Here is an 18,521-nt window from a genome sequence, read left to right as displayed (position 1 = left end):
GGGGCGGCCGCAGCCGCCCTTTTCCTGTAATGGAACGTTGGTCCGTCAATCGTCGGATGAAGGCAAACGTTGTCCGTGAAGGTGGAGAGTGAGGAAAAAAGGGGGATTTTGATGACGACAAAATCGCAACAGCTCATCGAACAAACGGAACGATATGGAGCACGAAATTATCATCCATTGCCGATTGTCATTTCGGAAGCGGAAGGGGTATGGGTGAAAGACCCAGAGGGCAACCGCTATATGGACATGTTAAGCGCTTATTCCGCTGTCAACCAAGGCCATCGCCATCCGAAGATTATTGAAGCGTTGAAAAAGCAAGCCGATCGGGTAACGCTCACATCGCGCGCGTTCCATAACGACCAGCTCGGCCCGTGGTACGAAAAAGTGTGCCGGTTGACGAAAAAAGAGATGGTGCTGCCGATGAACACGGGCGCCGAGGCGGTGGAAACGGCGCTCAAGGCGGCGCGCCGCTGGGCGTATGACGTCAAAGGCGTCCCGGACAACCAAGCCGAAATCATCGTTTGTGAAGGAAACTTCCACGGCCGGACGCTTGCCGCCGTGTCGCTGTCGTCCGAACCGGCTTATAAACGCGGGTTTGGACCGCTGCTATCCGGAGTGAAAATCATCCCGTACGGCGACATCGAAGCGTTGAAAGCGGCGATTACACCGAATACGGCGGCGTTTCTTGTCGAACCGATCCAAGGAGAAGCCGGCATCCGCATTCCACCGCAAGGATTTTTAAAAGCGGCGTATGACGTATGCAAAGCGAACAACGTCCTGTTCATCGCGGACGAAATTCAAACCGGTCTCGGCCGGACCGGGAAGTTGTTTGCCTGCGACTGGGAAGAGGTTGTGCCCGATATGTATATTTTAGGGAAAGCGTTGGGCGGCGGGGTGTTCCCGATTTCTTGCGTCGTCGCCAACCGCGACATTTTGTCGGTGTTTGAACCCGGTTCGCACGGATCGACGTTTGGCGGCAATCCGCTTGCATGTGCGGTGTCGATCGCGGCGCTCGAAGTGATTGAAGAAGAGCGTCTAGCGGAGCGTTCGCTTGAGCTTGGCGAATACTTCCTTTCGAAACTAAAACAAATCCGAAACGACGATATTAAAGAGATCCGCGGCCGCGGCTTATTTATCGGCGTCGAGCTGCATGTGCCGGCGCGTCCGTACTGTGAGGCGCTGAAAGAGCAAGGATTGCTTTGCAAGGAAACGCACGAGACGGTCATTCGTTTCGCACCGCCGCTCATCATTACGAAAGAGGAATTGGATTGGGCGTTCGAACGGATTGCGAATGTCTTGTCCCGTCCATAAATCGAGTCAAAGAGGCGAATGAGACGATGGAAGAAAATATGTTTCTCTCCACCCAGCGCGTGATCAAAGAGGCGCTGGCCAAACTTGGCTACGGCGAGGAGATGTATGAGCTGCTCAAAGAACCTTTGCGCGTCCTTACCGTACGCATTCCCGTCCGTATGGATGACGGAACGGTGAAAGTGTTTACCGGCTACCGCGCCCAGCATAGCGATGCCGTAGGGCCGACCAAGGGAGGCATTCGTTTTCATCCGGATGTCACCGAGGAAGAAGTCAAGGCGCTGTCGATGTGGATGACGATCAAAGCCGGAATTGTCGGCTTGCCGTATGGCGGCGGCAAAGGTGGGATCGTCTGCGACCCGCGGAACATGTCGATGGGTGAGCTGGAGCGGCTCAGCCGCGGCTATGTGCGGGCGATCAGCCAGATCGTGGGGCCATCCAAAGATATCCCGGCGCCGGACGTGTTTACCAACTCGCAAATTATGGCGTGGATGATGGATGAATATAGCCGCATCCGCGAATTTGACTCGCCTGGGTTTATCACCGGCAAGCCGCTTGTGCTCGGCGGCTCCCAAGGCCGGGAAAAAGCGACGGCGCTCGGTGTCACGATTTGCATCGAAGAAGCAGCGAAAAAAGCGGGAATCGAGTTGCAGGGGGCGCGGGTCATTATTCAAGGATTCGGCAATGCAGGCAGCTTTTTGGCCAAGTTTTTGCATGAAGCTGGAGCTCGCGTCATTGGCATTTCCGATGCGTATGGCGCGTTGTATGACCCGAACGGACTGGATATTCCGTATTTGTTGGATCGCCGCGACAGTTTTGGCACGGTGACCACGCTGTTTGAGAATGTCATCACCAATCAAGAGCTGCTGGAAAAAGAGTGTGATATTTTAGTTCCGGCCGCGGTGGCCAATCAAATTACGCGTGACAATGCCCCGAATATTCGGGCTAAAATTGTGGTGGAAGCAGCCAACGGCCCAACGACGCTGGAGGCGACCAAAATCTTGACGGAGCGGGGCGTGCTGCTAGTGCCCGATGTGCTGGCGAGCGCCGGCGGAGTGACCGTTTCCTATTTTGAATGGGTGCAAAACAACCAAGGCTATTATTGGACGGAGGAGGAAATCGTCGAGAAGCTGAAAGAGAAATTGACGAGCGCGTTTCATCGCGTCTATGAATTGGCGGAATCGCGCCGTGTGGATATGCGCATGGCGGCGTACATGATCGGGCTGCGCCAAACAGCGGAAGCCGCTCGCTATCGCGGTTGGGTATAATCATGGGAAAGTTGTGGCTAGGGGCGTGCCGCCCATCCTCATATCGTGGGGTGGGCGGCTTTTCGTTTGCGAGACGCCGATAAAGCCGGTGATGGGGGATAGCGAGGAGCAAAAGCAAGCCGCTTTTCTTTTTTGCACCGGAGATTTTTTTGTACTACCATATCATATACATACGATGAGGAAAGCGACATGTATACATACCATTAAGCTATGCGGAAGGAGAGAATGACGCCATGCAGGCTTGGATCACTGATTTTATCGAGCAATTCGGATATATCGGCATTTTTTTGATGATCGCGCTTGAGAATATTTTCCCGCCGATTCCGTCGGAAGTCATTTTGCCGTTTGGCGGGTTTATGACGACGTACACGGCTTTGACGGTGCCCGGCGTTATTGCGGCGGCGACTGCCGGTTCGGTTGCCGGGGCATTGGTGCTGTACGGAATCGGCCGGCTGTTGTCTGTTGAGCGGCTTGAACGGATCGTCGACCGTTGGGGGGGATGGCTGCGGGTGAAGTCGGAAGACATCGCCAAGGTGAACCGGACGTTTCAGCGCTATGGGGTATGGGCCGTCTTTCTTGGCCGCATGATTCCGCTCGTGCGCAGCTTGATTTCCATTCCGGCTGGCATGGCGAAGATGAACATTGGGCTGTTTGTCTGGCTGTCCGTGCTCGGCACATTGATTTGGAATACGGCGCTTGTTTCGATCGGCGCAGCTCTTGGCCAGTCATGGAGGAAAGTATCCGACGTGATTGGCGCGTACGCTGAAGTCGTCTATGTCATCATCGCGATTGTCCTTGCCGTTGCAGTTGTCCGCTTTTGGAAAAGACGCCGGGTTTCATGAACCGGCGTCTTCTTTTGCGGGTGTCATCGTTCGGACCCGTTCTCATAACGGGCGGCGGATGTCAACGCTTTAGCAACAAGTAAATGAAATACGGCGCGCCGATCAAGGAGACGATGACCCCGGCGGGGAGCGGCTCGGCGAGGGCGTTGCGTCCAATCGTGTCGGCTGCAAGCAGCAGCCAGCCGCCGATCAACATCGCCGCCGGGATGGCCCGTTCATGGCGCGGGCCGACAATAGCTTTGGCGATATGCGGCGCCATCAAGCCGATGAACGAGATGCCTCCCGTCACGGAGACGGCGGCGGCTGCGACGGCAACAGCTGTCATCATAAGCACGAGCCGCTCGCGGCGAACGTGGACGCCGACCCCGATTGAAACCGAATCGCCTAAGTGCAAAATATTGAGATGCTTCGCCCGATACAACGCCACCAGTGTGCCCGCCGCCAGCCATGGCAGCATAGCCGAAATAAACGGCCAGTCATCGCCCCAGATGTTGCCGGAAAGCCAGCGGGCGATAAAATCGACTTTCGTCCGGTCAGCCGCGGAAATGAGGACGATCATCAGCCCGGAGAGCGCCATCGAAAACCCGACGCCGGTTAAGATAAACGACACCGGCTGCAGCCCGGTTGTTTTATTGTAGGAGACGGCATAGATGGTAGCCGCCGTCAGTAGCGCTCCGGCGAAGGCAACGAGAGGCAAGGTGTAAAGAAATGTTCCGGCCTCAATCGGGAAAAACAAAAAGAACAAGGCGACGCCTGCGCCTGCTCCGGCGTTGATCCCAAGCACGCCAGGGTCGGCGAGGTCATTGCGCGTGAGTCCTTGCAGCATGGCCCCGGATAAGGCGAGCGCCATGCCACCCAACAAGGTGATGAAAAGGCGCGGCAGGCGAAGGGAAAACAAAATGAATTCCTCTTCCATCGAACCGTAGCCAAACAGTGTCGGGACGATGCGGTTATATGAAAGCGGCGCATCGCCGGTGCCCAAGGCGATAGCTGCCGTGGCGGCAATGAGCAGCGCAAGCAAGACAAAGAGCGAAAGACTTTGTTTTCTCATGAAAAGCCCCTCCCTTGTTTCCGGACGACGAAGAGGAAAAACGGCAAGCCAATGACGGCGATAATGGCGGCTACCGGCGTTTCAAACGGCGCATGGATCGTGCGAGCTGCCGTGTCGGCCAGCACCATGGCGACGGCGCCGCCAGTCGCTGACAGCGGGATGACGAACCGGTAGTCGGCGCCGGTGATCCCCCGCACGAGGTGGGGAATCATTAAGCCGATAAAGGTGATGTTGCCGGCGATCGCGACCGATGCCCCCGTCAGCAAAAACACCGCCAGAAACAGCGCCATTTTCACCGCTGCTGTTTTTTGTCCGACGCCGACGGCGATGTCTTCGCTTAAGCTAAGGATCGTCAGCGGTCGCGCATACGAAACGGCAATAGCCAGACCGATTGCAATGAGCGGGACGCCAACGGCCAGCTGTTTCCACGAGACACCGGCCACTCCGCCTGACGTCCACATCGAGACGTCTTTGGAAATGTGGAAATACAGTCCGATCCCTTCGGCGATGGCAAACAAAAGCGCCGAGACCGCCGAGCCGGCCAGGACGATGCGCAGCGGAGAAAATCCGCCTTGGCGCATGGCACCGATGCCAAAGACGGCCCCTGCCCCGACGGCCGCACCAAGCAAACAGGCGACCGTGATCAACAGATAATGGGCGGAAGGGAAAAAGGCCATCGTCATGGCCAACGCCGCGTTCGCCCCAGCGGTGAGGCCAAGAAGCCCCGGATCGGCGAGCGGGTTGCGCGTCATCCCCTGCATGATCGCCCCGGCGACGGCAAGGCCGGCGCCGACAAAGGCGGCCGCCGTTTCGCGCGGCAAGCGGAGCTCGCGAATGAGATCAAGCTGTTTGCCTTGTTGATCGGAAAACAACGCCCGCCATACGTCGCTCCATGTCGTATCGGCGACGCCGACTCGCATCGAGCCAAACCAAACAGCGACAAGCAGGCCAAGCGACAGAACAAACGTATAGCGAAACGGCCAACGCCGGCGGTCTGCATCCATTGGTGACTCCCCCTTTGACATAAGAAAGGACGGGACACTCACTTCAGTGAACGCCCCGTCTCTTCGTTATTGGCCTAAAAAGTGTTTTTGAAAGAAATCGAGCTGGTAATCCAACGTAATCGGGTCGTTGAAATAAAATGCCTTCGCATCGGCGACAAACATACGGCCGTTTTTCACAGCAGGGATGTTTTTGAACGTGTTCGTCTCCATAAACGATGTGTCGCCGTCCCCATTTTTGCTTAAGATGAGATAATCGCCGACAAACTGCGGGAGCGCTTCAAGGGAAACGGCATAGTAGCCCGGTTTGAGCGCCTGTTCTTCCACTTTTTTCGGCATTTTCAGCTTCATTTCTTGATACAAAATCTCGGTGCCGCGCGCCCAGTTGTTGCCAAAGACATATAGCTGCTTATCAAAGTTTTCGGCTACAGTAACGGTCGCGTTTTCGCCAATTTTGGCCCGGATTTCTTCCCCGGCTTGTTGCGCCCGTTGTTTAAAGTCGTCGATCCACGCTTTCGCTTCTTTTTCTTTATTCAACAGTTTGCCGATTTCCAAAAACTGTGTCAAATAATCGACCTTCCCATATGTAAAAGTGACGGTCGGCGCGATTTTGCTGAGCTTGTCGACGTTTTTCGTATTGGATAATCCGATAATTAAGTCTGGTTTTAATGCCATAATTTTTTCAATGTCTTCATCGGTCACGACTTCGGCGTCTTTCAGTTTTTCTTGAAAAAGCGGGCTCATTTTCGACCACGAATCCACGCCGACAACAGGGACATCCAAGGCCAGCACATGCCCGGCAAACGTCGATAAGACGACGACGCGCTTCGGATCAGCCGGCACTTCCACCGGTCCGTTTTCCGATTGATACGTAATCGTTTCCGGTTTTTTTTCAGCCGGGGACGCGTTGTTTTTCTTATTGTTGTTCGCTGTGTTGCCGCATGCGCTCAGCACAAGCGCAAAAAGAAGCAACAATGCAAGCCATGTTTTCCTCATGATGAATAAGCCTCCTTAAGCAAATGATAGGTGAAACAAACGGGTTTGTTCGTCCGCGGATCGCGGCCGATGTCGGCGTCAATGCCGAACACGTCGCGGAGCACTTTGCGGCGGATAACGTCTTCGCTCCGCCCGGACTTGATGATGGCCCCTGCTTTCATAGCGATGATATAGTCGGCAAAACGGGCCGCCTGGTTGATGTCATGAAGCACCATGACGATCGTCCGCCCCTCCTCCTTGTTCAGCCGCTCCAGCAGCTCGAGCACTTCAAGTTGGTGGGCGATGTCCAAGTACGTCGTCGGTTCGTCCAAAAAGATGATGTCCGTCTCCTGGGCGAGCGCCATGGCGATCCAGACGCGCTGCCGCTGCCCGCCGGAGAGCGCATCGACCGGCCGGTGTTTTAAGTCGGCTGTTTTCGTCACGTGAAGCGCCCAGTCGATCGCTTCGTAGTCTTGTTTCGTCAGGCGGCCAAACCCTTTTTGATACGGGAAGCGGCCGTACGAGACGAGCTCGGCGACCGTTAATCCGCTTGCCGCTTCCGGCGTCTGCGGCAAAATGGCCATTTTTTTCGCCAGCTCTTTCGTCGGTTGCTGCGAAATCGCTTGGCCGTCTAAAATGACCGCGCCGGACTGCGGAGAAAGGATGCGCGTCAACGTCTTCAGCAGCGTCGATTTCCCGCATCCGTTCGGCCCGATAATGGCAGTGATTTGCCGGTCGGGAATGCGGACGGACAAATGTTCGAAAATCGTCCGGTCATCGTAGCGGACGGTCAAATTCTCGGCGTATAAGCGGACCATGCGGCCACCTCCTTTTGGACTAAGAAAATGAAAATCAATATCATTAACAATCTTAATTATAACCAATTCATTAAAAAAGACAATGAATTTTCTCATCAAAAAAGCAAGTTTTATTATGGAAAAAAGAGAGGTCGGACAAGGTTTGCCGCGGCTCTCCTGCCGCAAAGAGAACACTGGACTATATTTCGCAGGCCTATCGCTGCATCCCACGCCGCAACTTGACCGCCATAAGGCGGGTGCGGCCTCAGAAAGCCCGGCCTTTGCGCCGCGATCGTCTGGCGCCATACTGTTGCGAAAACGCAACGATTCCGGCTGTCTGAATGGCAAAAACACAACACATTCTGTATATTTATTGTTTTTTTGCAACAAAACGTTGTTGTTTTGCAACGGAAGATTTGGTACGGTGGATGATGGAGATGTATTTTTCTGAATAATACGACACTTTATTTGTTGGCACGCAGTTTGCTTTTCAAAACAAAGTGAAGGCGAGACAGGGGGATGGGGGATGACGATAGAAGACATCATGTGGAAAACAACCGTTGCTGTTTTGGAAAGCGATTCCCTTGAGCAGGCGGCCCGTACGTTGACCGAGCACGGGATTGCTGGGGCCGTCGCATGCGACAGCGAAGGGGAAGTGGTAGGGGTGGTGGCGGCCGAGGATGTGCTGTTTGGTCTCGCGCAGGGGCACAAAACGGTTCGTGAGGTGATGCGGCCGCCGCAGCCGCTTCCGGCCCATGCGCGCCTTGAGGAGATCGCGTTTGGCGGCAGTCCGCTCCGCGCCGTCGTTGATGAGAGCGGCCGCCTGGCCGGTCTGTTGACAAAAGAGCAGTATTTGGCGGCGCAGGAAAAGGCGTCCCGCCTTCGCTTAAAGCAGCTGGAAGCCATGTTCAACGCCGCCCATAACGGCATTTTGTCGATCGATGCCCAAGGGCGGATTACCTCGATCAATCCGGCGGCGGAACGGATGGCGCGGACGACGAAAGAAGAAGCGCTCGGCCGGTTGTTGACCGATGTCGTCGTTCCGTCCGGCTTGCTCGATGTCGTGCGCACCGGCCAAGGGTGTACGGAAAAGTACCGAGTCGGCAAGCGCGTCTATATTACGAATCGGTCGCCGATTATCGACGGTGGGAAGGTCGTCGGCGCTGTCGGGGTGTTTCAAGACATTTCCGAGATCGAATTCATCTCGAGCGAGCTCGAGACAGTGAAGCGCATCGTCAACGAGCTGCAGACGGTGATGGATGCGGCGGGCGACGGCATCGCCATCACGAATCGCCACGGGGCAATCATCCGGCAAAATCAAAAATGGGCCGCCCTGTTCCCAGATGCGGGACAAGGGCGCATCCCCGCCCCGCTCGACCAAGTTGTGCGCCAGGCGCTTGATCGCTGCCAGCCGTGCTCAATGCTTCATCAAGGGCCAGAAACCGGCAACACGTTGATCGTCTCCGCGGTGCCGATCATCGAGGAAGGCGGCCGGGGCGAGCGGGTTGTCGTGTACGTCAAAGACATGACCGAGATGGAGCAGCTTCGCGCTGAACTTGAGGAGACGAAACGGCTCCTTCATACATTAAGCCGACAGGAAGGCGATGGCCTTATTTACCGGGCGCCGGCGATGGCGCACGTTGTCGTCATCGCCCGTCAGGCAGCGGCTGTGGATGTCACCGTGCTCCTGACGGGAGAGTCGGGCACCGGAAAAGAAGAGCTGGCGAACTTCATCTGGAAGCAGAGCACGCGCAGCGGCCGTCCGTTTGTGAAAGTGAACTGCGGGGCGATTCCGGAGACGCTGATGGAGTCCGAGCTGTTCGGCTATGAGCCGGGCGCATTCACAGGAGCGGCGAAAAAAGGGAAAAAAGGCTACTTTGAGCAGGCGGATGGCGGGACGATTTTTCTCGATGAAATCAGCGAAATCCCGCTCCACCTGCAAGTAAAGCTCCTTCGTGTGCTTCAGTCGATGGAAATTATGCGCCTGGGGGCTGAGGCGCCCAAACAGATCGATGTCCGCATCATCGCCGCGACGAACAAGCCGCTTGAAGAGCTGGTCGCCGCCGGGCGGTTCCGCGCCGATTTGTTTTACCGGCTGAACGTCATGCCGATCGCTATTCCGCCGCTGCGCGACCGGAAAGAAGACATCCCGCTCTTAGTCGACCATTATCGAAAGCAGTTTGCGGAAAAGTATCAAAAGCCGCTCATCTTTACTGACGGGGCGCTGGCGGCGATGATGGACTACCATTGGCCCGGGAACGTCCGCGAGCTCGTCAACGCTATCGAGCGCATGTTTGTAACGTCTGCCGCGCCCGTCGTTGACGAAGACCATGTGGCGAAATGGCTTCACCTCGAGCCGCTGTCGGCCGCCAATCCGGCGTCAGTCGGCGAGATCGTCCCGCTCAAACAAGCGGTGGCGGACGTCGAGCGGCAGCTCATCATCAAGGCGCTCCGTCGCGCGCGTACGTATCGGCGGGCGGCCAAGCTGTTAGGCGTCGATGCGTCGACACTCGTGCGCAAGGCGCAAAAATATAGAATCCAATCATCGGGAGGGGAAGAGGATGGATTTTATATTGCCAGACGAGATTGAATTTTTAAAAGAAAATGTCCGCCGATTTGTGAGAGAGGTCGTTGAGCCGGCGGCAATGGACATTGAAGAAAACGACCAAATTCCGGAAGATATTATTGAAAAATCGAAAGACATGGGGCTGTTCGGCTTAAGCATTCCCGAAGAGTATGGAGGCCTCGGCTTGTCGATGGTCGGCAAATGCGCCATTTACGAAGAGCTCGGCAAAACGCACAACGGCTATACGACATTAATCGGCGCCCATACCGGCATCGGCACGGTCGGCATCGTCGAGCTCGGCACTGAGGAACAAAAACGGCGCTACTTGCCGAAAATGGCGACCGGTGAATGGATCGGCGCCTTCGCCTTAACCGAGCCGAACGCCGGCTCGAACGCCGCCGCGATCAAAACGACCGCCGTCCGCAAAGGCGACCGCTACATCATTAACGGCTCGAAACATTACATTACTAACGCCGTCGACGCCCATGTCTTTACCGTCATGGCCGTGACCGACCCGTCGAAAGGTCCGAAAGGCATCACCTCGTTTATCGTCGAAAAAGATTTTCCCGGTTTTATCGTAGGAAAAGTGGAGCGGAAAATGGGGCTGCGCGGTTCGCACTCGGCCGAGCTGTTTTTTGATAATCTGGAAGTACCGGTCGAAAACGTGCTCGGAAAAGAAGGCGAGGGGTATGTCAACGCTCTCAAAATCCTCGCCAACGGCCGTGCGGGTCTCGCCGCCCGCAATCTCGGCTCCTGCGTCCGCCTGCTCGAATACTGCATGGAATACGCCGAACAGCGCGAACAGTTCGGCAAGCCGATCATCGAGCAGCAAGCCATCCAGCATATGCTGGCGGACATGAGCATGTTGATCGAAGTGCTTCGCTCGACCGTCTATCGCGTCGCCTGGATGGTCGATCAAAAGATGCGTGTCGTCAAAGAAGCGGCCATTGCCAAACTGTTCGGCTCGGAAGTGTACAACAAAATCGCCGATATGGCCGTACAAATCCACGGCGACCTCGGCTACATGAGAGACTACCCGATCGAACGCTACTTCCGCGACGCCCGCATCACGAAAATTTACGAAGGCACCTCGGAAATCCAGCGCAACATCATCGCGAGTGAACTGCGGAGAGAATACGGAAAAGTGCGGGTATAAACGAAATGCCGTCTGCTGACAGCAGGCGGCGTTTTTGCGCAGCGATTGTCGGAAAATGTCATCCGCTTTTTGTTGACGGAAGGAAGGGAAGATTGCTAGAATGAGAGAAAATGAGTGACTATTCACAATATTTCGGTCATTTATACAACTTGCCTCTTGCTAGCAACCTGCCTGTTGTCGCAACAGCATGTTTGTAAGCCCTTGCAAGAATTGCTGTCCCCGCGGTCATCCATCTATATAGATGCAATTTGAAGCTTTAACATTTGCAGCTTTTACCAAGCATTTGCTCGACTGTCGGGCGACCGAACAACGCCGCTTCCAGACCCATGTATGGGTCTGTTGAAGCGGGTGGTTGTTCGGTCTTCCGTCACGCCAGGGCGTGACGGAGGCAAGCCACAGGCTTGCCTTCGACAGTCGAAAAAATGGACAAACAACTTTTCCGTCAAGGATATGTTAAACTTTTTCGTTGCCTCTATATAGAAGTGCAACATCCAGCAAGCAATAAAAAATAGAAAAGGAGTGATGAGCGTGCGGCGGGCTCAGCCGTTGGTCACAACGGGCAGCCGTGGGCTGCAGGAAGATTCGTTCCCGTTTCGGCTTTACCAAAAGGCAAAGCGGTTGGGGGTGTGGAATCCGGCGGACATTGACTTGACGCAAGATGTGAAAGATTGGGAGACGCTCCCTGTTCAGATGAAGGACGGAATTTTGCGGCTCATTGCCCAGTTTCAGGCGGGCGAAGAGGCGGTGACGCGCGATTTGTTGCCGCTTTTGATGGTCGTCGCCAAAGAGGGGCGGATCGAGGAGGAGATGTACTTAACCACCTTTTTGTTTGAGGAGGCGAAACATACCGAGTTTTTCCGCCTTGTGCTCAATGCGCTCGGCGTCAAAGAAGATTTGTCCCATTACCATTCCGAGACATACCATACGATTTTTAACGAGATTTTGCCGTCAGCGATGGGGCGGCTTGAACATGATTCGTCCCCAGAGGCCATTGCCGAGGCCTCGGTCGTGTACAACATGTTTGTCGAAGGGGTGCTGGCGGAAACGGGGTATTACGGCTTTTACAAATCGCTTGAGCAAATGGGGGTCATGCCCGGATTGTTGAAAGGGATCGGCTATTTGAAAAAAGACGAGTCGCGCCACATCGCCTACGGGACGTTTTTGCTTCAGCGGCTGATCCGTGAGCATCCGTATCTTCTGGAAGTTGTGATGAAAAAGATGGAGCAGCTCGCACCGCTTGCAGTAAAACTTAACGAGGAAGCGGCGGCCCACGATTCCATTTTCGGCCCTGACTACTACGCTGACATTATGAATTTCACCGCCCGCCAACTGGCAGCGAGGATGGACGTGCTGAAAAAGGCGCAGGAGAAGTCGTTTGAGGAGCTGTTCGGTCTTGAGGAAAGCGAAAACGTTGGCTAGATGTTGAGAGTCGAAAAAAGGAAGGGAGAAATCGTCATGACCACTCACGTGCAAGTGCAACATTTCCCACTCTTTATTAACGGCGAATGGCAGCCTTCAACAAGCGGGGAAACGTTTAACGTATACAATCCGGCGACCGGAGAGGTGGTGGCGACCGTCGCAAAGGCGACAGCGGACGATGTCGACCGGGCGGTTCGAGCGGCGCGCAAGGCATTTGACGAGACCGATTGGAAGGCGATGAAACCGAAAGAACGGGCGCGCGTGCTGAATGCGATCGCCCAGGCCATTGCCGCCAACGCTCAAGAGCTCGCCTATTTGGAAGCGATCTCAAGCGGGGGGACGATCCGGCGCATCAGCTCAATCGATATCTTGCAAGTCGTTGATTTGTTCCAAACGATGGCGAACATCGTCCAAGAGTACCTGTTTTCGGAAACGCTGCCGATTCCGCCGTTTCCCAGGCCGGCGCACAATTTTGTTTGGCGCGAGCCGATCGGGGTTTGCGCGGCGATCACGCCGTGGAACTTGCCGCTCATGATTGCGTCGTGGAAAATCGCCCCGGCGCTGGCAGCGGGCAATACGATCGTTGTGAAACCGGCTAGCTACACGCCGCTGTCAACGTTGAAGCTGGCGGAAGTCATTTCGTCTTTCGTGCCGCCGGGGGTCATCAACGTGGTGGCTGGTCCGGGCGCCGACGTTGGGGAGGCGCTTGTCCGCCATCCGCAAGTGGACAAGGTGGCGTTTACCGGTTCGACGGAAGTCGGACGCCGCATTATGGCGCTGGCGGCGGAAACGGTGAAAAACGTCACATTGGAGCTCGGCGGCAAGTCACCGAACATTTTGCTTGAGGATGCCGATTTGGAGCTTGCCGTTCCCGGCAGTTTGTTTGGCGTCTTTTTGCACTCCGGCCAGCTGTGCGAATCGGGAACAAGGCTGTTTGTGCCCGATCGGCTCCATGATGAGGTCGTCGAGCGGCTTGTCGTCCTGACGAAGACGCTGCAAATCGGCCATCCGCTCGACCCGGCGACCGATGTGGGTCCGGTCATCTCCAAGCGGCAAAAAGAGACGGTGCTCTCCTATATTGAAGCCGGCAAGCAAGAAGGAGCAACGCTTGTATGCGGCGGCCATGAAGTGGAAGTGCCTGGCTGTGAAGGTGGCCATTTTGTCGCGCCGACGATTTTTACGAATGTCACGAATGACATGAAAATCGCCCAAGAAGAGATTTTCGGCCCGGTGTTGTCGGTCATTCGCTACCATGACGTGGAAGAGGCGGTGGCGATGGCGAACGATACGATCTACGGGCTGGCGGCCGGCGTCTGGACGCGCGACGTCAACAAGGCGTACGCCATCGCCGGACGCCTGCGGGCTGGCGTCGTCTGGATCAATGACTGGCATATGCTTCGCAATGACGCGCCATTTGGCGGTTACAAGCAAAGCGGCATCGGGCGCGAAATGGGCAAATATTCGCTTGATGCTTACACGCAGCTGAAGCATGTGCATACGTCGATGGTGCCGGAGCTTGAAAAGCGGAAATGGTATCAAGTGCTGTTTTCCCGCCTGCACGCCACGATGAAAAAGTAAAGGGGGATTCGGAACATGACGACGTTAGCGAACTTTTGGCTGCGCACCGCCATTTATACCGGCTCGAACGCTCGGGCGCTCGTGCCGGACTTGTTCCGCGGATTGGGGGCGAAACGGGTGCTATTGCTTTCCGACCGTGGGCTTGAGCAGGCTGGGATCGTTGAGAAAGTGGCTGACATCTTTCGGCTGACAACGCACGGGATGGGACCGGAGCTCGCCGGCATCTTTTTAGATATTCGCCAGGATGCGGAGAGCGAATGCGTCAATGAAGCGGTGCGCTATGCACGCGAGGTCGGGGCGGACGCCTTGTTGGCCGTCGGCGGCGGCAGCGTGCTTGATACGGCCAAAGGGGTCAAATACGCCCTGTTTAAAGGGTTGCGCGATATTAAAGAGGCGATTCCAGGCGGGCTGCGGTACGAGTCGTTCCCGCAGGCGCAATTCATGCCGATCCCGCACATCTCCATCCCGACGACGGCCGGCACGGGGTCGGAAGTATCGCCGATTGCGGTCATCTATAATGAAGAGCTGCGCTTGAAAACGAACATCATCAATCCGTTTATCAATGCCGACGTCGCCGTCTTGGATCCTGATTTAACGGTCGGGCTGCCGCCGAAGGTGACGGCGTTTACCGGCATGGATGCGCTCACCCATGCCATTGAGGCGCTCGCCTCGCCGACGGCGACCGCCATTACCGATGCGTGCGCCTTGCAGGCGATCCGCCTGATTCGCGACTACTTGCCGATAGCGGTTCACGACGGCGGGAACATTCGCGCCCGCTCGGAGATGCTGCAGGCGAGTTTGCTTGGCATTACCGCATTCAGCTTTGCATTAAACGCCATCCCGGTGCATAATTTCGCCCATGCGTACGGGGCGATGTTCCGCATCCCGCATGGATTGGCGAACGCCGTCTTTTTGCCGGTCGTGATGGAAGCGATTCCGGAGTTGTATTTGCCGAAAGCGAAGCTGTTGGCCGAAGCGCTTGGCATTCACGATCACGGTCAAGGGGCCGATGTGCTGCTGGCCAAAGCGATCGAGCGCATTCGTGGGTTGCGCGATGACATCGGGCTGCCGGCCGATTTTGCCGACTATCCGATCACGGCGGAGCAATTTGCGGCCACCATCCCAGCGGTGGCCTCTGACCCGGCCGCGGTTAGCTTCCCGATGCCGCCTGAGTTGATTCAGGCCATCGGCGAGCGCGTCGTCAAGCTGGCAGTGGAAAAAGGATGAAGCAACATGTCGAAAAGCAGGAATGGGATTTGGCGCTATAAACAGATTTCCTTTCATCTAAATAGGTAGAAAAAGGTGTCCCGCTCCTTGTGGGACACCCGCTTTTGTGTCGATCGTTCAGCCCCGTGGCCGCCCGATGACAGTGTCTAACGACCAAAGCCTGCTGCCGTTTAACCATAAATAAATCGACATGGCGAGCAAGGCGAGGTTGAATTCATAGCCCGTTTCCCGGCCGTTGCCGAGCAAGCCGGCGTCAGCTTTTACTGTCACGATCGCTCCGATCATCATGACCGCAAATCCGGCCGCAATCCAGCGCGTGCTAAGGCCCAGCATCATCGCCCAGCCGCCAGTGAGCTCCACGATCGTCACGATGTAGGCAAGCAGGTTGGGGAGACCCATGGTGATGAATGATTCCGCCTCTTCTTCAAGCCCCCGCTGCCATTTCACCCAGCCACGGACGAAAAAAGATGAATCCGGTGACGATCCGTACAAGAAATGTTCCAAATTCATGATGCCTCATCCTCTTCCCTCCGTTCCTCCCTTCAACTATTGTTTTATGGCCATCATATGTGCGCATTGTTTCCTTATATGAAAATGAAAAAGAATGTTGCATGCCAAGAAGAGAAAGATTATAATAATTGTACCTTGTATTGCAAGGTAATTAGTTTCATTCTATCTTGTATGGCAAAATACTGGAGGAGAGGGCGTTCATGTCTTTACGGAGCCAATTGTTAAAAGGGGTGTTGGAAGGATGTATACTAGCCTTAATTAAGCGTGAACCAGTATATGGATATGAGTTGTCGATGAAATTGCAGAAGTTTGGCCTCAGCCAGGTAAGTGAAGGCTCAATTTATCCACTTTTGCTGAGATTGCAAAGGGCAGGGCTGATTCAAGGAGAAATGCGTGATTCGCCTTTAGGACCGAAGCGGAAATATTACTGCCTGACTGAAAGTGGGGAAGAGGCGCTTCAAACGTTTATGGCGGAGTGGGAAAACATCCGCATGCCAGTGGAAATGATTTTACGTGGAGGGACGGACGATGAAAGCAACGGATCTCATCGCCTTGAATAATGAGAAGCGCAAACTATTAAACAGTCACAATCGCGTTTACTATGAAAACATGCTCGTTTATATTCGATCGCATTTGATGATTTCTCAACAGTCGCAAGAGGAATTATTAATGGAATTGCTTGACCATCTGATTGAAGCGCAAAAACAAGGAAAACAGGCGGAAGAGGTATTCGGGAAGGACGCGAAATCATATTGCGATGAATTGATTCGGCAAATGCCCAAAGAAAAAGGGAAGTATACGTTTGGATTTCTTCTGTATTTATCCATGCGTTACATTGCTTTTGTGTTTTTTGTGACCGGAGTCGCGGAACTTGTGGCCAAATATGTGTTGCATCGAAGTGATGAAATCTTTCTCGGTAAGGAAGTGGTAAATATCTTGTTAGGTTTTCTGTTGGTATTGTTCGGCGTCGCGTTGGTGATGCATTTTGTCCGCAATTCCGTGTTTCCAGCATCGCCTGAATGGAAAAGGAAGCGTTGGAGAGTATTTTTCGCTGTAGTTAGCATCTTAATGCTTGTGATTGGCGGAGGAGTTGCAACAGCCAAGTTTGTCCCACCGTTTGGCGTCCGGATCGAAGCAGGATGGGTCATTCATCTATTGTTTTCATGTTTAGCCTTTGCGGTTTCTTGGCTGATGAATCAACGGTGTCACTGGGCAAAGTAAACGTTACAACGAGGCGTTTGGAGCGATGTATTCGCTATTTGGGAGCCTATCCGCTACAATGGAGCTAAAAGCGGTCCTTGCGTGTGAACATAGGCTGGAATGAGGAGGATGGAGATGAATATCGAAATTTGGTCCGATTTTGTCTGCCCGTTTTGCTACATCGGCAAACGTCGGCTGGAACAGGCGCTTGAGCAGTTTCCACACCGGGAAGACGTCGAGATCGTCTTTCGCAGCTTTGAATTGGATCCGAATGCGAAAAAAGAAACATCGTTGACCATTCATGAACTTATTGCGAAAAAATACGGGATTACGGTTGAGGAAGCGAAGCGGGCGAATGCCGATATCGGACGGCAGGCGGAGGCGGTCGGGCTTACGTTCCGCTTTGAGACGATGAAGCCAACGAATACGTTTGACGCCCACCGCTTGGCGCAATACGCCAAGGAAAAAGGAAAACTCAATGATGTCGTCGAACGGCTGTTTTATGCCTATTTTACGGAGTCGAAGCGAATCAGCAACCTCGATGTTCTGCTTGCGCTCGCCGAAGCGGCTGGACTTGACCGCAAGGAGACGGAAGAAGTACTCAATGACGGTCGTTATGCGGAAGAAGTGCGCAAAGACGAAGCGGAAGCAGCGAAGTTTGGAGTCCGCGGCGTTCCGTTTTTCATCCTGAACCGGAAGTACGCGATTTCCGGCGCCCAACCGGTTGAGGTGTTTCGCCGGGCGCTAGAGAAGGTATGGGAGGAAGAACAACAAGCTTCTCCGATGCGGCTGCTGGCGGGTGAAGGCGGAATGTGCGCAGATGGAAGCTGCTCGATCGACTAGACTGCTCCGGCTCAAAAGCGGAAAGCCAGCTAGGGGTCTCCTAGCCGGTTTTTTTTGTTATCTTCACAGAGAAGCCTCCCATTTAGACGAAACAAAAAATGAGGAAGATTAACCGCGTTTCACAAACAGCGGCAAGTCTGTATGCCCCATGTCCCGGACGTAGACGAACAGCTGGCCTTTATGATGGATTTCGTGGTCCATCGCCATCTGCAAAAATTGCTTGGCCGGAATTTGGACGCCGAAGATGGAGGTCAAATCGAGCGTCCGGTCGAAGTCGTCATCGCTCATCGACTGGATGAGCTGCTTCGTTTTTTCCGTATACGTTTCCGCCAGCTTGGCTAAATTCGTCTCTGGATCCTCGATTTTTTGCCGGAACAGCGCCGGGTCGCCGTGTTTCGCGGTGTTGGCGAAGTTGTAAAAGCTAAACAGCATATGCGTCGCCAGCTGTTTCGCTGTCATCGACGTCGGCGTCGGCTTGTAATCATAATGCGCTTCATCGATTTTGTTGATCAGTTCCATCGTGACAAGGCGATGCGAAAGGAAATATTGCACCCATTTCTTTGCGCGGGACATGGTTATTCCTCCTCGTATTTCCATATTTCTTTATTTTTATAACTGATTAAACCACTTATAATATAACATAATGCAGATGTATAAAATGCAGAGGTAATACTGTACGTATCCGCTATAAAACTTAATAGTAACCCGTGGTGCTAGATAAGCTTGAGCAAGCATAAAAATAGCCCTTGCTTAGCGGATCTTCTAATGAAAGTGCAACCT

General features: G+C 54.4%; 17 protein-coding genes. 11 read left to right on the top strand and 6 right to left on the bottom strand.

Features of this window, described 5'->3' with window-relative positions; all coding sequences use genetic code 11:
- Positions 1-111: 111 nt before the first annotated feature.
- The 3 genes from ABS784_RS14500 to ABS784_RS14490 all read left to right on the top strand — a co-directional run bounded on the left by ABS784_RS14500 (position 112) and on the right by ABS784_RS14490 (position 3,418).
- The gene (locus ABS784_RS14500) at positions 112-1,311 is read left to right on the top strand and encodes an ornithine--oxo-acid transaminase (protein WP_011229698.1); all 1,200 of its coding nucleotides are present in this window, start codon (positions 112-114) and stop codon (positions 1,309-1,311) included.
- 26 nt (positions 1,312-1,337) lie between these two features.
- Entirely contained in the window at positions 1,338-2,576 is a 1,239-nt protein-coding gene (locus ABS784_RS14495) for a Glu/Leu/Phe/Val family dehydrogenase (RefSeq protein ID WP_352512983.1), read from the top strand.
- A 233-nt stretch (positions 2,577-2,809) separates the two neighbouring features.
- Complete coding sequence (locus ABS784_RS14490) at positions 2,810-3,418, top strand: DedA family protein (protein ID WP_352512958.1); 609 nt, start codon at positions 2,810-2,812, stop codon at positions 3,416-3,418.
- Between the two features lie 61 nt (positions 3,419-3,479).
- Here ABS784_RS14490 and ABS784_RS14485 read toward each other — a convergent pair whose 3' ends face one another.
- From ABS784_RS14485 to ABS784_RS14470, 4 genes are all read right to left on the bottom strand, one after another.
- Entirely contained in the window at positions 3,480-4,469 is a 990-nt protein-coding gene (locus tag ABS784_RS14485) for a FecCD family ABC transporter permease (RefSeq protein WP_352512956.1), read from the bottom strand.
- The gene (locus tag ABS784_RS14480; RefSeq protein WP_352512954.1) at positions 4,466-5,473 is read right to left on the bottom strand and encodes a FecCD family ABC transporter permease; all 1,008 of its coding nucleotides are present in this window, start codon (positions 5,471-5,473) and stop codon (positions 4,466-4,468) included. Before ABS784_RS14480 ends, ABS784_RS14485 begins: the two co-directional genes overlap by 4 nt.
- A 66-nt stretch (positions 5,474-5,539) precedes the next feature.
- Positions 5,540-6,466: an iron-hydroxamate ABC transporter substrate-binding protein gene (locus tag ABS784_RS14475; protein ID WP_352512952.1), complete on the bottom strand. Its 927-nt coding sequence runs from the start codon at positions 6,464-6,466 to the stop codon at positions 5,540-5,542.
- The gene (locus tag ABS784_RS14470; RefSeq protein ID WP_352512950.1) at positions 6,463-7,263 is read right to left on the bottom strand and encodes an ABC transporter ATP-binding protein; all 801 of its coding nucleotides are present in this window, start codon (positions 7,261-7,263) and stop codon (positions 6,463-6,465) included. Before ABS784_RS14470 ends, ABS784_RS14475 begins: the two co-directional genes overlap by 4 nt.
- Positions 7,264-7,768: 505 nt before the next feature.
- Here ABS784_RS14470 and ABS784_RS14465 point away from each other — a divergent pair.
- The 5 genes from ABS784_RS14465 to ABS784_RS14445 all read left to right on the top strand — a co-directional run bounded on the left by ABS784_RS14465 (position 7,769) and on the right by ABS784_RS14445 (position 15,188).
- Positions 7,769-9,832: a sigma 54-interacting transcriptional regulator gene (locus tag ABS784_RS14465; RefSeq protein ID WP_352512948.1), complete on the top strand. Its 2,064-nt coding sequence runs from the start codon at positions 7,769-7,771 to the stop codon at positions 9,830-9,832.
- The gene (locus tag ABS784_RS14460) at positions 9,804-10,964 is read left to right on the top strand and encodes an acyl-CoA dehydrogenase family protein (RefSeq protein WP_352512946.1); all 1,161 of its coding nucleotides are present in this window, start codon (positions 9,804-9,806) and stop codon (positions 10,962-10,964) included. The genes ABS784_RS14465 and ABS784_RS14460 overlap by 29 nt, the downstream gene beginning before the upstream one ends.
- 522 nt (positions 10,965-11,486) lie before the next feature.
- Positions 11,487-12,383: a R2-like ligand-binding oxidase gene (locus ABS784_RS14455; RefSeq protein ID WP_352512944.1), complete on the top strand. Its 897-nt coding sequence runs from the start codon at positions 11,487-11,489 to the stop codon at positions 12,381-12,383.
- 36 nt (positions 12,384-12,419) lie between these two features.
- Positions 12,420-13,961 (top strand): aldehyde dehydrogenase family protein, encoded by a 1,542-nt coding sequence (locus ABS784_RS14450; RefSeq protein WP_352512942.1) that lies wholly within the window; start codon positions 12,420-12,422, stop codon positions 13,959-13,961.
- A 15-nt stretch (positions 13,962-13,976) separates the two neighbouring features.
- Positions 13,977-15,188, top strand: coding sequence for an iron-containing alcohol dehydrogenase (locus ABS784_RS14445; RefSeq protein ID WP_352512940.1), 1,212 nt, complete (start codon positions 13,977-13,979; stop codon positions 15,186-15,188).
- 117 nt (positions 15,189-15,305) lie between these two features.
- Here the strand turns inward: ABS784_RS14445 and ABS784_RS14440 are convergent, their stop codons facing one another.
- On the bottom strand, positions 15,306-15,698 hold the full coding sequence (locus ABS784_RS14440) for a DoxX family protein (protein ID WP_407067060.1): 393 nt from the start codon (positions 15,696-15,698) through the stop codon (positions 15,306-15,308).
- Positions 15,699-15,898: 200 nt separating this feature from the next.
- On the opposite strand from ABS784_RS14440, the gene ABS784_RS14435 reads away from it, so the two are divergent.
- The 3 genes from ABS784_RS14435 (at position 15,899) to ABS784_RS14425 (ending at position 17,741) form a co-directional block, all read left to right on the top strand.
- Positions 15,899-16,258 carry a PadR family transcriptional regulator gene (locus ABS784_RS14435; RefSeq protein WP_352512938.1) on the top strand — a complete coding sequence of 120 codons (360 nt, stop codon included), beginning with the start codon at positions 15,899-15,901 and terminating at the stop codon, positions 16,256-16,258.
- Entirely contained in the window at positions 16,227-16,919 is a 693-nt protein-coding gene (locus ABS784_RS14430) for a DUF1129 family protein (RefSeq protein ID WP_352512936.1), read from the top strand. The genes ABS784_RS14435 and ABS784_RS14430 overlap by 32 nt, the downstream gene beginning before the upstream one ends.
- Before the next feature lie 114 nt (positions 16,920-17,033).
- Positions 17,034-17,741, top strand: a complete 708-nt coding sequence (locus tag ABS784_RS14425) for a DsbA family oxidoreductase (RefSeq protein WP_352512934.1) — start codon at positions 17,034-17,036, stop codon at positions 17,739-17,741.
- Positions 17,742-17,849: 108 nt separating this feature from the next.
- Here the strand turns inward: ABS784_RS14425 and ABS784_RS14420 are convergent, their stop codons facing one another.
- Positions 17,850-18,314, bottom strand: a complete 465-nt coding sequence (locus ABS784_RS14420; RefSeq protein WP_352512933.1) for a DinB family protein — start codon at positions 18,312-18,314, stop codon at positions 17,850-17,852.
- Positions 18,315-18,521 lie beyond the last annotated feature (207 nt).

The organism is Geobacillus sp. G4 (assembly GCF_040327975.1).
Classification (GTDB): domain Bacteria; phylum Bacillota; class Bacilli; order Bacillales; family Anoxybacillaceae; genus Geobacillus; species Geobacillus thermoleovorans.
This window is presented reverse-complemented; position numbering and strand designations above follow the sequence as displayed.

Excerpts from the sequence above, each read along its gene's own strand:
- ABS784_RS14455 (WP_352512944.1), top strand. The coding sequence starts at position 11,487 with ATGAGCGTGCGGCGGGCTCAGCCGTTGGTCACAACGGGCAGCCGTGGG.
- ABS784_RS14445 (WP_352512940.1), top strand. The coding sequence starts at position 13,977 with ATGACGACGTTAGCGAACTTTTGGCTGCGCACCGCCATTTATACCGGC.
- ABS784_RS14480 (WP_352512954.1), bottom strand. The coding sequence starts at position 5,473 with ATGGATGCAGACCGCCGGCGTTGGCCGTTTCGCTATACGTTTGTTCTG.
- ABS784_RS14470 (WP_352512950.1), bottom strand. The coding sequence starts at position 7,263 with ATGGTCCGCTTATACGCCGAGAATTTGACCGTCCGCTACGATGACCGG.
- ABS784_RS14460 (WP_352512946.1), top strand. The coding sequence starts at position 9,804 with ATGGATTTTATATTGCCAGACGAGATTGAATTTTTAAAAGAAAATGTC.
- ABS784_RS14435 (WP_352512938.1), top strand. The coding sequence starts at position 15,899 with ATGTCTTTACGGAGCCAATTGTTAAAAGGGGTGTTGGAAGGATGTATA.
- ABS784_RS14500 (WP_011229698.1), top strand. The coding sequence starts at position 112 with ATGACGACAAAATCGCAACAGCTCATCGAACAAACGGAACGATATGGA.
- ABS784_RS14420 (WP_352512933.1), bottom strand. The coding sequence starts at position 18,314 with ATGTCCCGCGCAAAGAAATGGGTGCAATATTTCCTTTCGCATCGCCTT.
- ABS784_RS14495 (WP_352512983.1), top strand. The coding sequence starts at position 1,338 with ATGGAAGAAAATATGTTTCTCTCCACCCAGCGCGTGATCAAAGAGGCG.
- ABS784_RS14485 (WP_352512956.1), bottom strand. The coding sequence starts at position 4,469 with ATGAGAAAACAAAGTCTTTCGCTCTTTGTCTTGCTTGCGCTGCTCATT.
- ABS784_RS14465 (WP_352512948.1), top strand. The coding sequence starts at position 7,769 with ATGACGATAGAAGACATCATGTGGAAAACAACCGTTGCTGTTTTGGAA.
- ABS784_RS14450 (WP_352512942.1), top strand. The coding sequence starts at position 12,420 with ATGACCACTCACGTGCAAGTGCAACATTTCCCACTCTTTATTAACGGC.
- ABS784_RS14490 (WP_352512958.1), top strand. The coding sequence starts at position 2,810 with ATGCAGGCTTGGATCACTGATTTTATCGAGCAATTCGGATATATCGGC.
- ABS784_RS14430 (WP_352512936.1), top strand. The coding sequence starts at position 16,227 with ATGAAAGCAACGGATCTCATCGCCTTGAATAATGAGAAGCGCAAACTA.
- ABS784_RS14425 (WP_352512934.1), top strand. The coding sequence starts at position 17,034 with ATGAATATCGAAATTTGGTCCGATTTTGTCTGCCCGTTTTGCTACATC.
- ABS784_RS14475 (WP_352512952.1), bottom strand. The coding sequence starts at position 6,466 with ATGAGGAAAACATGGCTTGCATTGTTGCTTCTTTTTGCGCTTGTGCTG.
- ABS784_RS14440 (WP_407067060.1), bottom strand. The coding sequence starts at position 15,698 with ATGAATTTGGAACATTTCTTGTACGGATCGTCACCGGATTCATCTTTT.